The organism is Micromonospora sp. NPDC001898 (assembly GCF_042891255.1).
GTDB lineage: Bacteria > Actinomycetota > Actinomycetes > Mycobacteriales > Micromonosporaceae > Micromonospora.
In genome coordinates, this window is record NZ_JBIATC010000002.1 from 36,472 (window position 1) to 51,507 (window position 15,036).

General features: G+C 75.7%; 12 protein-coding genes. 6 read left to right on the top strand and 6 right to left on the bottom strand.

Going from position 1 to position 15,036, the window contains the following annotated elements:
- Positions 1-2,691 carry an FtsX-like permease family protein gene (locus tag ACFYZF_RS04870; protein WP_387016133.1) on the bottom strand — a complete coding sequence of 897 codons (2,691 nt, stop codon included), beginning with the start codon at positions 2,689-2,691 and terminating at the stop codon, positions 1-3.
- A gap of 228 nt (positions 2,692-2,919) precedes the next feature.
- Positions 2,920-6,108: an FtsX-like permease family protein gene (locus tag ACFYZF_RS04875; protein WP_387016135.1), complete on the bottom strand. Its 3,189-nt coding sequence runs from the start codon at positions 6,106-6,108 to the stop codon at positions 2,920-2,922.
- Between the two features lie 191 nt (positions 6,109-6,299).
- Here ACFYZF_RS04875 and ACFYZF_RS04880 point away from each other — a divergent pair, with 191 nt between their 5' ends.
- Positions 6,300-6,596, top strand: a complete 297-nt coding sequence (locus ACFYZF_RS04880; RefSeq protein ID WP_387016137.1) for a hypothetical protein — start codon at positions 6,300-6,302, stop codon at positions 6,594-6,596.
- 53 nt (positions 6,597-6,649) lie between these two features.
- Here ACFYZF_RS04880 and ligD read toward each other — a convergent pair whose 3' ends face one another.
- On the bottom strand, positions 6,650-7,678 hold the full coding sequence (gene ligD / locus ACFYZF_RS04885) for a non-homologous end-joining DNA ligase (RefSeq protein WP_387016139.1): 1,029 nt from the start codon (positions 7,676-7,678) through the stop codon (positions 6,650-6,652).
- 47 nt (positions 7,679-7,725) lie between these two features.
- Between ligD and msrB the strand changes: the two genes are divergently transcribed.
- From msrB to ACFYZF_RS04905, 4 genes are all read left to right on the top strand, one after another.
- Positions 7,726-8,133 carry a peptide-methionine (R)-S-oxide reductase MsrB gene (gene msrB, locus ACFYZF_RS04890; RefSeq protein ID WP_387016140.1) on the top strand — a complete coding sequence of 136 codons (408 nt, stop codon included), beginning with the start codon at positions 7,726-7,728 and terminating at the stop codon, positions 8,131-8,133.
- Between the two features lie 210 nt (positions 8,134-8,343).
- Positions 8,344-8,604, top strand: a complete 261-nt coding sequence (locus ACFYZF_RS04895; protein ID WP_161692252.1) for a Prokaryotic metallothionein — start codon at positions 8,344-8,346, stop codon at positions 8,602-8,604.
- A gap of 192 nt (positions 8,605-8,796) precedes the next feature.
- Positions 8,797-9,252 carry a GNAT family N-acetyltransferase gene (locus ACFYZF_RS04900; RefSeq protein ID WP_387016142.1) on the top strand — a complete coding sequence of 152 codons (456 nt, stop codon included), beginning with the start codon at positions 8,797-8,799 and terminating at the stop codon, positions 9,250-9,252.
- 128 nt (positions 9,253-9,380) lie between these two features.
- Positions 9,381-10,487: a lytic polysaccharide monooxygenase gene (locus ACFYZF_RS04905; protein WP_387016143.1), complete on the top strand. Its 1,107-nt coding sequence runs from the start codon at positions 9,381-9,383 to the stop codon at positions 10,485-10,487.
- 461 nt (positions 10,488-10,948) lie between these two features.
- On the opposite strand, the gene hemQ is transcribed toward ACFYZF_RS04905, so the two are convergent.
- From hemQ to hemE, 3 genes are read right to left on the bottom strand one after another with little or no spacing between them, the layout of a single operon-like run.
- Positions 10,949-11,650 carry a hydrogen peroxide-dependent heme synthase gene (gene hemQ / locus ACFYZF_RS04910; RefSeq protein WP_387016145.1) on the bottom strand — a complete coding sequence of 234 codons (702 nt, stop codon included), beginning with the start codon at positions 11,648-11,650 and terminating at the stop codon, positions 10,949-10,951.
- Positions 11,647-13,056: a protoporphyrinogen oxidase gene (hemG, locus tag ACFYZF_RS04915; RefSeq protein WP_387016147.1), complete on the bottom strand. Its 1,410-nt coding sequence runs from the start codon at positions 13,054-13,056 to the stop codon at positions 11,647-11,649. The genes hemQ and hemG overlap by 4 nt, the downstream gene beginning before the upstream one ends.
- A gap of 9 nt (positions 13,057-13,065) precedes the next feature.
- A complete protein-coding gene (hemE, locus tag ACFYZF_RS04920) occupies positions 13,066-14,157 on the bottom strand; it encodes a uroporphyrinogen decarboxylase (RefSeq protein ID WP_387016149.1) in 1,092 nt (363 codons plus the stop codon).
- 133 nt (positions 14,158-14,290) lie between these two features.
- Between hemE and ACFYZF_RS04925 the strand changes: the two genes are divergently transcribed.
- Entirely contained in the window at positions 14,291-14,863 is a 573-nt protein-coding gene (locus ACFYZF_RS04925; RefSeq protein WP_387016151.1) for a DUF3000 domain-containing protein, read from the top strand.
- Positions 14,864-15,036 lie beyond the last annotated feature (173 nt).

Below are 15,036 nucleotides of genomic sequence, written 5' to 3' on the forward strand. Positions count from 1 at the left end.
TCAGCTCTCCTCTCCGAGCCGCAGCACCTCACCGAGGCGCAGCCGGCGGTTGTTCAGCGTCTCCACGGTCATCGCGAGGGCCAGCGCCACCGCGCCGACCACGAGCACGGCGCCGACCAGCCCGGGCGAGAACGCGACCCGGACCGGTGTGCCCCCGGTGAACGCGGTCAGCCCGAGCACCGGGGTCAGCAGCAGGGGCAGCAGCGCGCCCGTCACCGCGCCGGTGAGCAGCGCGATGGCGACCAGCGGCGTCAGCTCGACCAGCAGCAGCGCGCGCCACTGGCGACGGGACAGGCCGAGGGTGCGTAGCCGGGACAGCACCTGCCCCCGGGCCCGCGCCCCGGCGAGCACCGCGAAGGCGATCGCCAGCAGGCCGAGGGCGGCCCCGCCGCCCGCCCCGGCGGCGAAGCCGAAGACCAGCAGGCCGTTCGCGCCGCCCTCGCCGAGGGAGTCCCGGACGCCCCGCCAGGTGGTCACCTCGGCGCCGCGCGGTCGCTCCCCCGCGACGATGGTGCCGCCGCTCTGGTAGCGGTGCTGCCCCTCGTCGCCGGCCTGCCGCAGCGCCTCCACGTCGAATCCGTCGCCGGAGACCAGGAAGGCCGTCGGCACCGGGCCGGTCGGGTCCGAGGCGGGCAGCGCCTGCCAGGGCAGCACCACGAACCGGTCGGTGGCGGACGGGACGAGTGGGAAGCCGTCCGCCGTGCCGGCCACCCGGAACAGAAGGTCGCGTCCCTGCACGGACACCAGGGCCGAGCCGTCGAGGCCCTTGCGGGCCAGGTCGGCGGCGAGCGCCGGGGAGACCAGCGCGGGGGCCGGCCCCTGGGCGGGGTCGCCCCGCAGCTGCGGGGGCACCGACACCGCCAGCCCGGCGTCCCGGGCCGCCTCGGCGAGCCCGGGCCCGTCGACCAGCAGCACGGTCACGGCGGCGAGCCCCGCGTCGGCGCCGCGCGGGTGGGAGATCCGCAGCGCGGTGTCCCGCACGACCGGGGTGGCCCGCCGGACGCCGGGCAGCGCCCGGAGGGCGGCGGCGGTATCGGGGGCGAGCCGCTCTCCGTCGACCAGCGCGGACGCCGGCACGGCCAGCGTCGCCGTCCGGTCCCGACCGGCCTCGATGCCGGTGGCCACGACGGCGCAGAACGCCGCCGTCGCGATCGCCACCACCACGACGATCACCGGCGCGGTGGCGGCCGACCGGCTCGCCCGGGCGGCACCGAGGAACGTCACGCTGCCCCGCAGCCGGGCGGCGACGCGGCTCAGCAGCCGCAGCGGCCAGGGATAGAGCCGCTGCGCGAGCACCGCCGCAGCGACGGCCAACAGCACCGGCACCAAGATCAGCAGCGGATCGACCGACCCCGGGGTCAGGCCCCGACGCCGCAGCAGCACGACGGCCAGCACGGCCAGCGCCACGACCAGCAGTTCCACGGTCAGCCGGCGGCCACCGGGGCGGGCGGTCACCAGGTCGCGCCGGCCACCCGGGACGACCGAGACGGCCAGCGTGGCCAGCGGCAGGGCCAGGGTGGCCAGGACCGCCGTGGCCAGGGCCAGCCAGTCCGCCCCGCCGCCGGAGCCGGGCAGCAGCCGGCCGAGCAACCACCCCAGCGCCGCAGCCGGCGGGACGACCAGCAGCGACTCGGCGAGGCTGCGCAGCGCACCGCTGGCCGGTGCGCCGCCCCGGGCGACCAGCAGGGCGAACTCGGTCTCCCGGCGGCGGGCCGCGAGCCGGGCGGCGAGCCCGATCAACCCGGCCAGGGTGGCGATCACCCCGGCGGCGATCACCGCGAGCAGCGTCCGCGCGGCGGCGACAGCGTCGAGGAACTGCTGCAACGGGACGTCCACCGCCTGGGTGACTCTCAGCCCCGGCGGGGACTCGCGGACCAGCCGCCGCACGCCGTCGATGACGGCGCGCACGTCGGCCACGTCCATGCCGGCGGTGCCCAGGCGGTACCGCCAGGAGAACCGGACCGGGCCGCCGGCGGCGGCCACCGCGTCCAGGCCGGCGTCGCCGGTCACCGCCACCATCTCGTACGGCTGCCCGTCGCCGGCCGGTTCGGTCACCCGCTGGACCAGCGGCAGCGTGTCCCAGATCCCGTCCGCCGGTCGGTTCGGCTCGAAGACCCCGACCACGAGCAGCCACAGCGGTGCGGCCCCCTTCCCCGCGGCCCAGCGCAGGCGGCTGCCGGCCCGCAGGTTCACCTTCCGCGCCGTGTCGGCGGCCAGCGCGACCTCGACCGGCCGGTCCGGCCCGGTCGCCTCGGTCGGCCAGCGCCCCTCGACCAGGGTGGCCGCCTCCGCGACGCCGGGCATCACGCGCAGCCGGGAGACGACGAGGAGGTTCTTCGCCGCCAGGTCCGGCCCGGTCAGCCTGCCGAACGCGGTCTCCGCGACATACCAGCGGCTCTCCACCGCCGCCCGGACCGGGGGCGGCATGCTTGCCTCGAACGCGTCGAGCTCGCGGCCACGCGCCGCGCTGACCGGCCCCTGGCCCCCCTCGACCGGTACCTCCTCGGCGCTCCGAGTCAGGTCCCGCTCGGCGACCGGGCGGCCGGCCACGTACTCCCGAAGGCCCTGCTGCACGAGCCGGTCGGCGACGCGAGGGATCCCGGTGACCAGCAGCACGGCCACCAGGGCCAGCACCCCCAGCAGCAGGAACTGCCCGCCGAAGGCCCGCACCCGGCGGGCGGCCCCGGTCATCGGCTGCCCGCCCCGGTACGCACGGTCACTGCACTCACTGTTCTCCCCCGATCCGTGGCCGCGCCGCCGCGACCCACCGGCCCGCGCCGGACCGGGCCCGCGCCGACGCCGTTGACTGATCCCCGCCGGCCGGCGACCACGCCGACGCCCTCCACCGGCCCGGGACGGACCGCGACCAGGCGACGCTCGTCACCCGCCCGGGACGGACCGCGACCACGCCGGCGCTTCTCACTGGTCACCGCCGAACCGCAGTTGCGCCGCCGCCAGCCGCTGGCGGATTCCCGTGGCGATCGCCGTGCTGAACGCGAGCGCCGCCAGCAGCAGGCCGAGGGCGGTGCCGACGACCGGCAGCCAGGGCAGCGCGAAGGCAGCCTCCGGCACCGGTCGGTCCGCCGCCCGGGTGAGCACCACGAGTGGGGCCATGGTGGCGCCCACCCCCGCGCCGACCAGCAGCCCGACGCCGACGCCGATCCCGGCCAGGAAGGCCTGTTCGGCGAGCAACGCGCGGGCCAGCAGCCGTGGCGTGGCGCCCAGCGTGTGCAGGACGGTCAGCTCCCCGATCCGTCGGCGGGCGGTGGCCCAGACGTCCACGCCCAGCCCGACCAGGGCGAGCAGGAGGGAGCCCACCGCCGCCGCGAGCAGGCCGGTGCGGGTGCCGAGCCAGTACGGGTCACGGTCGGCCTCCGCCGCCGTCGCCCGCCGGTCCAGCACGGTGACCCCGGGCAGGTCGGCGACCGCCCGCACCGCCTCCGGGTACCCGCCGGGGTCGGTGCGCACCCACCACTCCGAGACCGGCCGGACCGTCCCCTTGGCGCGGATCAGCCAGTCGACCGCGGCGGGCAGGTCCAGCAGCATGCCGGCGGCCGATCCGGTGGCCGGCACCGCCTCGACCTCGCCCACCACCTGGACCGACAGGGTGGCCCCGGAGAGGCTGACCTGCATCGTGTCGCCCTGGCCGACGCTCAGCGCCCGGGCCACCTGCGGGGTGATCAACGCCGGCACCGGTGGGTTGTCCCCGACCGGCACGACGGCGAAGCGGCTGGACGGCTGCGACGCGAACCGGCCGCCCTCGACGATCGCGGCCCACCGGCCGGTGCGCAGCCCGCCGTCGTCGTCGAGCCGGACCGGCTCCGCCTGCTTCGGCTCGTCCACCCGGGTCACCCAGTCGCCGGTGAGCCGTACCGGGCTCGTCGTCCCGGCGGCATCCACCGCGCGCAGCCCGGTCACCTCCAGCCCGTAGTTGGAGGCCAGCGCCGGACCGCCGGTGGCCTCGAAGCCGGCCAGCCGGTAGGCCCGGCCACCGGTGTCGGGCAGGTCCACCGCCGCCGGGACCGGCCGACCATCGCTGCCCCCGGTGGCCAGCGGTAGCCGCCAGGCACCGCCGTCGGCGGTGGTGAGCAGCACGGACACCGCGACCGGGTGCGGGCGCATGGCCCCGGTGACCGGGGTGCGGACGGTGCCGGTGAGCCGTCGGGCGTCGGCGGGCAACTCGACGCCGGCGGGCGCGACCCGGCCGCGTACCTGACGGTCGAACAGGGCCCGGGCCGGCTCGTCGAGGATCCGGTCGTTGAGCCGGACCACGCCCGGTGCCGCCGCCGCGTCGATGCTCAGCACGCTGACCGGCAGGTCCTCGCGCCCCACCCGGATGTCGTCGCGCCAGGCGGGCAGCGTCCGGTCGACGCCGGGTGCCCCGGCCAGCCGGCCCGCGCGGTCGCCCGGCGCGGCCCCGGAGCGCTCGACCAGCCGCAGGTCGGCGCCGACGCTGTGGTCGGCCTGGTCGACGTGCGACCGTTCCCCGGTGGTGACCAGCGACCAGGCCAGGGTGCTGCCGCCCACGGCGAGCGCGAGCAGCAGCACCGGGCCGGCGTGCGGGCGCCGGCCGGCCTGCCACATGCCCAGCATCGTGGCGGTCCAGGGCCGGGCGTCCACGAACCGCTCGGCGAACCGGGTGGCCGGCGGCAGCAGGCGCAGCGCGAGCACGGCGCCGGCCAGCACGCCCAGCGTCGGCGCCGCCACCAGCAGCGGGTCGATGCCGAGCCGGCCGCCCGCACCGGCCAGCGGTGAGGAGTACTGCCGCAGCTGGACCCAGGCGAGCACGGCCAGGCCGACCAGGGCCAGGTCGGCGCCGGCCCGCTGGGCCGTGGCGGCCCGGCTCGGCCGGGACCGGGCCGCCAGGTCGGCGACGTACGTGCCGGCCCGGCGCAGCGCCGGCAGCACCATGGCCACCAGGCAGCCGGCGGCAGTGGCGGCGGCGACCGCCCAGGTGAGCGTGCTGCCCGCGGCCGACGGGTCGGACCACGTCTGGTCCTGGCCGACGTGGCGCAGGGCCTCGGCGGCGAGCGGCGGCCCGAGCAGCGCGGCCGGGAGGACCACCAGGGCCGCCTCCCTGGCGGCCAGGCCGGCGATCTGTCGCCGAGCGGCGCCCCGGGCGCGCAGCAGCGCCGTCTGCGCGCGGCGATCCTCGTTGAGCAGGGCGGCCACCAGCACCAGCGCGTAGCCGCCGAGTACCAGGATGAGCAGCAGCGGGGTGAGCAGCGAGGAACGGCCCACCAGGTCGGCGCGCCCGAGCCGGTCGATCAGCCGGTCCATCGTGGTGACGCTCCGGGCGGACGAGCCGAGCCCGGTCGCCTCGGGCAACTCCGCGACCTCGGTGGCGACGGCCCGCTTCACGGCCCCCAGCCGGCTCGGCTCGACGGCGGCCAGATCGGGTTCGACCAGCCAGGACGCCGACGTGGTGGCGGGGAACGTCCGGTCGAAGTCGGCCGGATCGAGCAGGAACGGCCCGTACGACGTGGCGGAGCCGGCCGCCACGGCGCCCGGCGCGAGCCGCCAGTACGACCCGGCCGGGTCCCGGGGCCGGAAGAGCCCGACCACCTCCACCTGGCTGGTCCGTTCGCTGGCCCGGTCCCGCAGCGGCACCCGCTCGCCGACGGTCAGGCCGAGCAGGCCGGCGACCCGTTCCGGCAGCAGCGCCTGCATCGGCTCGGCCCCACGTTCGGGCCGCCGCCCGGCGACCAGGTCGGCGTGGCCGTTCAGGTCCTCCAGGGTGGTCAGCTCGGCGAAGACCGGATCGGTGCCGGTGCGGGCCGCCCCGAGGTCGCCGGTCAGCTCGCGTCCGGTGCCGTAGCGGGCCCCACGCACCGCCACGGACGCCCCGCCGAGCCCATCGGCGAAACGGGCCCGGACTGCCCTGTCCCGGGCGGTGTAGGCGCCCCGGTCCGCGCCACCGGAGCCACTGACCAGCAGGCTGCGCTCCTGCGCGGGAGACGCGGCGAACACCGCACGCTGCCCCGCGTCGACGGCCCGCCGGTTGTAATCGGCCAACCCGGTGACGAGGGCGATCGCCACCAGGGCCGCCACCACCGCGGCAAGCAGCAGCCCGCGGGCCGCCCGGGCCCGCCTCCACACCATCGCCATCGCGCCGCCTTCCTGGGCCCAGCGGGCCGACGATCACAATGACTCGCTGCGGGTCCGGAAAGGTTCGCGCCCGTTATCCGACCGTTATGGCGGACACGCGGCGCGTTGCGGAAGGACGTGCGCGGCGCGTTGGCCCGTCCCGCCCCACCCGTGGCCGCCGGTCGCGGCGTCGACATGTTTGGATGGCGGCCATGGAAATCGCCCTCACCGTGCTCACCATCGTCGTCGTGCTGCTGCTGGTCGCGCAGCTCGCCGGGCCACGGCCGGACCGGAACACGCCACGACGGCTGGCCGAGATCGAGCGCCGCCTGCAACTGGTGATGGACCACCTCGGGGTGGTGGACGAGCGGCCGGCACCGCCCGGGGTCCGCGAGCACCTGGCCCGGGGCGAGAAGCTCCAGGCGATCAGGGCGTACCGGGCTGCGACGGGCGTGGACCTGCGGACGGCCACGGAGGCCGTGGCGGCGATGATGGGCCCGCGCCGCTGAAGCGGATACGGCTGGGCGACGCGAGCGGCGGGCGACGCGAGCGCCCCGGCTGGTCAGCGCGGGCGGTCGCGGTCCTTCGAGGGCTGGACCCGCTTCGGCTCGCCGGGCATTTTGGGGTGGTCCGGCGGGTACGGCATGTCACCCTGGCCCGCGGCGGCGTCCCGGTCGGCCCACTCCAGCAACGGGGTGATGTCCCACGGGGCGTCGTCGATGCCCGCGTGCGGGTCGCCCCGCTCGGCCAGTCGGGCCGGGACGCTGCCCAGGTGGAACTCGTCCGGGTCAACGTCGGGCAGCTCGTCCCAGGTGACCGGGGTGGACACGGTGGCCCGGGCGGTGGCCCGCAGCGAGTACGCGCAGGCGATCGTGCGGTCCCGGGCCATCTGGTTGTAGTCGACGAAGACCCGCTCGCCCCGCTGCTCCTTCCACCAGGCGGTGGTGACCAGATCGGGGCGGCGGCGCTCCAACTCCCGGGCCAACGCGATGGTGGCCCGCCGCACCTCGGTGAACGTCCACCGGGGCGCGATCCGCAGGTAGACGTGCACGCCCCGGCCGCCGGAGGTCTTCGGCCAGCCGGTCGCGCCCAGCTCGTCCAGCAGGGCTCGCACCTCGGCGGCGGCCGCCGCCGCGTCGACGAAGTCGGTGCCCGGCTGCGGGTCGAGGTCGATCCGCAGCTCGTCGGGGTGGTCGACGTGGCCGGCGCGCACCGGCCACGGGTGGAACACGACGGTGCCCATCTGCGCGGCCCAGGCCACGTGGGCGAGGTCGGCCGGGCAGAGCTCGTCGGCCGTCCGGCCGCTGGGGAAGCTGATCCGGGCGGTGTGCACCCACGGCGGCACGCCCCGGCTGGGCACCCGTTTCTGGAAGAACATCTCACCGGCGATGCCGTCGGGGAAGCGTTGCAGCGTGGTCGGTCGGTCCCGCAGGGCGCGCAGGATGCTCTCGCCCACCGCGATGTAGTAGCCGAAGACATGCGCCTTGGTGAAGCCCCGTTCCGGGAAGATCACCCGGTCCGGGCTGGTCAGCCGAACCATGTGACCGGCCACCTCGATCTCCGTGGCCGTTGCCTTCGTGGTGCCGCCCATCCCGAGACCATATGCCACGGCACCGACACCCGACGTACCGTTGTCGGGTGAGTCTTGACGAGAACAAACTGCCCAGGACCGAGGACGAGTGGCGGGTCCGGCTGAGCCCGGAGGAGTTCCGGGTGCTCCGCGAGGCCGGCACCGAGCCCGCATGGACCGGCGAGTACGTGGACACGAAGACGCCCGGCGTCTACCACTGCCGTGCCTGCGGGGCACAGCTGTACCCCAGTGACACGAAGTTCGACTCGCACTGCGGCTGGCCGAGCTTCGACGACGCGATCCCGGGCGCGGTGCGGGAGATCGAGGACAACAGCCACGGCATGCGGCGTACGGAGATCCGCTGCGCGCGCTGCGACAGTCACCTCGGCCACGTCTTCCGGGGCGAGGGGTTCACCCAGAAGGACACCCGGCACTGCGTGAACTCGATCTCCGTCCGGCTGGAGCCACAGGGCTGAGCCGCGGACGCCCACCGTCCGGTCGGGACGGGTCAGCGCAGCGCGCCTGATCACGTCACCCTCCGGGGTTCAAGGCTTCCACCAGGCACAACGCCCGACACGCCGGCCCGACACGCCGCCGGAACGGCCGGCTTCGGCCGTTCCGGCCGCCCGGATCGGGCCGCTGCCGCACGCTGGGGGCCACATGTTCTCTTCTCGGGGGGTTCGGCCATGGCGACGTGCGAGGTCTGCGGCAACGACTACTGGATGGCGTTCGAGGTACGCACGGTCAGCGGCGACGTGCACACCTTCGACTGTTTCGAATGCGCGGCGCACCGGCTGGCACCGATCTGCGAGCACTGCCAGGTCAAGATCGTCGGCCATGGGGTCGAGGTCTCCGGCCGCTTCTTCTGTTGCGCCCACTGTGCCCGGCAGGAGGAGGGTGACCGGGGCGCGGAGATCCGCGACGCCGTCGGCGCCCGCCCCCGCTGACCGGTGACGGAGACCGCCCGCGTTCACTGAGCAGGAACGGAGACCGCCCGCGTTCACTGAGCGGGAACGGAGACCGCCCGCGTTCACTGAGCGGGGACGGAGACCGTCAGCCCCCGCCGGCACCGGAGGGGCACCCGGCCGCCGGGAAGGGGCCACCGCGTCCCGGCTGGCGCGGGCACCTACCATCGCCGGATGCCGCCGCAGACCGTCGAGGCCCGACTCGCCTCCTTCGCCGAGCTGGACGCCCGCACCTTCCACGACCTGCTCCGACTCCGCATCGACGTGTTCGTGGTGGAGCAGGCGTGCCCGTACCCGGAACTGGACGGCCGCGACGTCGAGCCGGGCACCCGGCATCTCTGGCTGGCCCGCGACGGCGCCGTCCTGGCGTACCTGCGAATTCTGGCCGACCCCGACGGCGTTGCCCGGATCGGCCGCGTGGTGGTGGCGCCGGACGCCCGGCGCGGCGGGTACGCCGGCCGACTGATGGCCGAGGCCCTGGCCGTGGTGGGCGACCGGCCGTGCGTGCTGGAGGCGCAGTCCCACCTGACCGGCTTCTACGCCCGGCACGGCTTCGCCGCCAGCGGGCCCGAGTACGTCGAGGACGGAATCCCGCACACCCCGATGCGCCGGGAAAGCACCACCCATTGACATAGGTAAATTGGTGTGGAAATCTGCGCAGGCAGGAGCCGCCGCGGGATCAGCACGAGCCGGCACGGGAGGGGCAACTCCCGCCGTCCGGGCGTCGTCGCAGTCCGACCTCTCACCCGGAGGCTCCCATGTCCACCCCCGTCCGCAGGCGTTCCACGCCGCGCCTGGCAGCCTGGCTGCTCGCCTCTGGCGCGGTCGTCGCGCTGCTGCTCACCACCGCCCTGGCGAACTCCGCGTCCGCCCACGGCTCGGTCGTCGACCCCGCGTCCCGCAACTACGGCTGCTGGCAGCGCTGGGGCAGCGACTTCCAGAACCCCAACATGGCCACCCTGGACCCGATGTGCTGGCAGGCCTGGCAGGCCGACCCGAACGCCATGTGGAACTGGAACGGCCTGTTCCGCGAGGGCGTCGCCGGCAACCACCAGGCCGCCATCCCGGACGGCCAGCTGTGCAGCGCGGGCCGCTCCTCCAGCGGCCGGTACAACGCGCTCGACACCGTCGGCGCGTGGAAGACCGCGCCGGTGACGAACAACTTCCGCATCAAGTTCTACGACCAGGCCAGCCACGGCGCCGACTACATCCGGGTGTACGTGACGAAGCAGGGCTTCAACGCGCTCACCAAGCCACTGGCCTGGGGCGACCTGGAACTGGCCGGCCAGATCGGCAACACCCCGGCGTCGCAGTGGACGCCGGAGGCGCAGGGCGTGTCGATCCAGGTGCCGGCGAACGCGCCGGGCCGCACCGGCCGGCACATCGTCTACACCATCTGGCAGGCCAGCCACCTGGACCAGTCGTACTACCTGTGCAGCGACGTGGACTTCGGCGGCGGCGGCGGCCCGACCACCCCGCCGACCACCACCCCGCCCACCACGACTCCGCCGACGACCCCCCCGCCGCCGACGACGACCCCGCCGACCACGCCCCCGGCGACCGGTCGGTGCGCGGCGACCTACCGGGTCACCAACTCCTGGACCGGCGGGTTCCAGGGCGAGGTCGAGGTGACCGCCGGCGCGTCGGCGGTCAAGAGCTGGACGGTGACCTGGACGTATGCCAACGGCCAGCAGGTCAGCTCGTCGTGGAACGCCACCGTGACCAGCAGCGGGTCCACGGTGACCGCCCACAACGTCGCGTACAACGGGGCGCTGGCCGCCGGGGCGAAGACCGCCTTCGGCTTCATCGGCTCCTCGACCGGCACCAACACCGCGCCGACGCCGACCTGCACGGCGACCGTCTGACCCCCATCGGAACCGGTCAAGGTGAACTCGCGCAGCTCTTCTGAGCGCTGCGCATACCCGCCGACCTCATGAGCTTGCCCGTACCGCTCGGCAAGCTGCGTGGCGGCCGAGCACCGAGACGCGCACGGCACTGATCATCCATGCGCGTGGGTTGGCGGGCGCGGTGACGAGGCCGCCCCACCCGAGAAGGGTGGGGCGGCCTCGTCGCAGGTGCAGTCAGGCCCGGTCTCGTCTATGAAACAAACGTCTCCTCGCAACGCCCCGCCGCGCCCTCGGGCAAGATCGCGCCTAAAACACGGAATCAGTGGCCTCCCGGCCGAGGGAGGCCACTGATTCCGTGTTTTAGCGCCGACCGCGACGGGGCGCGCCGACCGCGACGGGACGGCGGCGGCGGGGGCGGCGTCAGGCGGCGTGATGCGGGCCCTCCGCTCAGAGCGGGCAGCGGGCCGAAGGTTCTTCGCTCAGACCAGGCAGGAGACGATGTCGGCGATCGGGCGGCGGCGGCCGGTGTAGAAGGGGATCTCCTCCCGGACGTGCCGGCGGGCCCGGGAACCCCGCAGGTCGCGCATCAGGTCGACGATCCGGTGCAGCTCGTCGGCCTCGAAGGCGAGCATCCACTCGTAGTCGCCGAGGGCGAACGAGGCGACCGTGTTGGCCCGCACGTCCGGGTAGCCCCGGGCCATCTTGCCGTGCTCGGCCAGCAGCTCGCGCCGCTCGGCGTCCGGCAGCAGATACCACTCGTACGAGCGGACGAACGGGTAGACGCATATGTACGCCCGGGCCTCCTCGCCGGCCAGGAACGCCGGGATGTGACTCTTGTTGAACTCCGCCGGCCGGTGCAGCGCCATCTGCGACCACACCGGGGTCAGCGCCCGGCCCAGCGTGGTCCGGCGGAACCGCAGGTACGCGTCCTGGAGCGCGTCGCTGGACGACGAGTGCCACCAGATCATCAGGTCGGCGTCGGCGCGCAGCCCGGCCACGTCGTACGTGCCGCGGACCGTCACGTCCTTGCCGGCCAGCTCCTCGAAGAGGGCCTCGACCTCGCCGGTGACGTTCTCGCGCAGTGACGGCAGCGGGCTGGTGGCCCGGTACACCGACCACATCGTGTAGCGGATGCTGTCGTTCAGCTCCCGCAGTCGGGTCGCGTTGCTCTGCTCGGTCATGCTGCCGATCCTCCCAGTGCTGTGATGATCTCTTCGGCCGCCGTCGCGCCGGAGCGGACGCAGACCGGGATGCCGACGCCGTCGTAGCCGGCGCCGGCCAGGGCCAGCGTCGGGTGCGCGCCACGCAGCGCCGCCCGGGCGGCGGCCACCCGGTCGAGGTGCCCCGGGGTGTACTGCGGCAGCGCCCCGCCCCACCGCTGCACGTGGCTGGCCACCGGCGCGGGCAGCGGCGCGGCCAGCACCGTCGACAACTCCCGGTGCACCGCCGCCACCAGGTCGGCGTCGGTGACCTGGAGGGATGCCTCCTCGCCGTACCGGCCCACCGAGGCGCGCACCAGGGCCAGCCCGTCCGGCCGGGCCAGGTGCCCCCACTTGGTGGTGAAGAACGTCGACGCCTTGATCAGCAGTCCCTCGGTGGCCGGCACCAGGAACCCGGACAGCGCCGGCAGCTCCGGCTCGGGCAGGGCCAGGGTGACCAGCGCGACGCTGGCGTAGTCCAGCGCGCCGACGGTCGCGGCGGCCTCCGGCGCGATCCCGGCCAGCAGCCGGGCGGCGGGGCGGGCCGGCACGGCCAGCAGCACGGCGTCCGCCTCCACCGACTCCGGGTCGCGGGTCGGGCCGACGGTCAACCGCCAGCCGGTCGCCGTCGGGGTCAGCTCGCGTACCGCCGCGTCCCGGCGGATCGTCGCCCCGCTGGCCGTGGCCGCGGCCTCGACCAGCCGGCTCAGCCCGCCGGCCAGGGTGCCGAAGACCGGGGCGCCGGGGGCGCGCGGCGCGGCTGCCTGCGCGGCCCGGACCGCGCCGACCAGGGTGTGCTCCGTGCGGGCCGCGTGGGCCAGCGCCGGCATCGTGGTGACCAGGGACAGGTCGTCGGCCCGGCCGGCGTAGACGCCACCGAGCATCGGGTCCACCAGCCGGTCCACCACCTGGTCGCCGAGCCGGGAGCGGACCAGCGCCCCGACGGAGACGTCCGCACCGGGGGCCAGCAGCGGGCGGCCGGTGTCGCGGTCGGCGTCCGCGGCCGGCTGCGCGACCGTCGTCACCTTCGCCAGATCCCCGGGTACGCCCACCAGCGTCCCGCCCGGGATCGGGCGCAGCCCGCCGCCGACCGCTAGGGCTGCCTGCCCGACGGTGGGGTGCACGATCTCGTCGGTCAGCCCGAGCCGGCGGGCCAGGGCGACCGCGGCGGACTCCCCGCCGGCCGGGTCGCGCATCAGGAACGACTCGGCGCCGAACTCGACCGGCTGCCCGGCCAGCTCGCCGGTGCGCAGCTTGCCGCCGAGCGCGCCGGACTGTTCGTACACGGTGATCTCGGTGCCGGCGGGCGCGCGGTCCCGCAGCCGCACGGCGGCGGCCAGCCCGGTGATGCCGCCCCCGACGATCGCCACCCGCCACGGTTGCCGCACGGTCACTCCCTACTCCGCCGGACGCGCGGACACCTCGTGCACCAGCGCGACCACCCTGGTCAACACGTCCGGATCGGTCTCCGGCAGCACGCCGTGACCGAGGTTGAACACGTGGCCGGGGGTGGCCAGGCCCTCGGCGAGGATCCGCCGCACCTCGGCCTCCACCACGGGCCACGGGGCGAGCAGCACCGCCGGGTCCAGGTTGCCCTGCACGGCCCGGTCGGCGCCGATCCGGCGGGTCGCCACGTCCAGCGGGGTACGCCAGTCCACCCCGACCACGTCGGCCCCGGCCTCGCCCATCGCGCCGAGCAGCTCGGCGGTGCCCACCCCGAAGTGGATCCGGGGCACCCCGGCGTCGGCCAGCCCGGACAGCACCTTCGTCGAGTGCGGCAGCACGTACCGCCGGTAGTCGGCCTCGGACAGCGCGCCGGCCCACGAGTCGAACAGCTGCACCGCGGACACCCCGGCGTCGACCTGCACCCGCAGGAACGCGCATGTCACGTCGGCCAGCCGGGCGCAGAGCGCGTGCCACAGCTCCGGATCGCCGTACATGAGGGCCTTGGTCTTCGTGTGGTTGCGCGACGGGCCGCCCTCGACCAGGTAGCTGGCCAGGGTGAACGGAGCGCCGGCGAAGCCGATCAGCGGGGTGTCGCCCAACTCGGCGACGAGCAGCCGGACCGCGGAGTCCACGTAGGAGACGTCGTCGCGGGTGATCGGCCGGATCCGCTCGACGTCGGCGGCCGTGCGCACCGGCTCGGCCACCACCGGCCCGGTGCCCGGGACGATGTCGAGGTCCACCCCGGCGGCGGCGACCGGGACCACGATGTCGCTGAAGAGGATCGCCGCGTCGACCCGGTGTCGGCGCACCGGCTGGAGGGTGATCTCGGCGACCAGATCGGGGCGGCGACAGGATTCCAGCATCCCCACGTTCTTGCGGATCTCGCGGTACTCCGGCAGCGACCGGCCGGCCTGGCGCATGAACCAGACCGGGGTACGCGGGCCGCCCTCGCGCCGGCAGGCCCGGACGAACGGGGAGTCGGCCGGTCCGCCGCGGCGGGGTTCTCCGTCTCGGGCGGCAGGGCCCGTGGTGTCGGTGGTCATCGCGGCAATCGTGCCACGCCCCCGATGCCCGTCCCCCACCCCCGCCGCCTTTTGTGACCCACCCCCGTCGGCGGGACGGGCTGTCGGCGTGCCGTTTCCGGCAGCCGGGCAGCAGGCGGCATAGGCTGCCCGCATGGCCCCCCCGATCGCGCTTCCGGAGACCTTCGCCCGCGCGGTCGCCGGGCTGCGGTCGGCCGCGCCCCGGTCGGAGATCGTCCTGGAGGAGGTCGGCGCACCGCAGCGGCTCGCGCCGTACGCGTTCGCGCTCTCCGCGACGGTGCTGCGCGACGACGACGAGGTCGCCACCGGGCGGTTGATCCTGCTGCACGATCCGGCCGGGCACGAGGCCTGGCAGGGCACCCTGCGGCTGGTCACCTACGTCACGGCGGAGCTGGAGGCCGACCTGGCCACCGACCCGTTGCTGCCCGGGGTGGGCTGGACCTGGCTGACCGACGCGCTGGACGCCCAGGACGCCCCGCACCGGGCGATCGGGGGCACGATCACCCAGACGATGTCGACCCGGTTCGGTGACCTGGCCGGGCCGCCGGCCGTCGCCGACATCGAGATCCGGGCCTCCTGGACGCCGCTCGGCGAGGACCTGACCCCGCACCTGCTGGCCTGGTGCGCGCTGCTCGCCTCGACGGCGGGCCTGCCGCCGCCCGGGGTGACCGCCCTCCCGGAGCGCCGCCCGGCCGGCGCCGCCTGACCCACCGGGCCCGGCACGGCGAGCCCGCCGGGCAGCGGGGACGGAGACGACGCGGGCCGGGGGCCCCCCCCCCCCGGGGGGGGGGGGGGGGGCGCGCCCCGGCCCCCCCCGGTTTGGGGTGGGGCGCCGCCCCGGGCCCCCCCCGGTGTAAACCCCCGGGGGGGGGGTGTGGC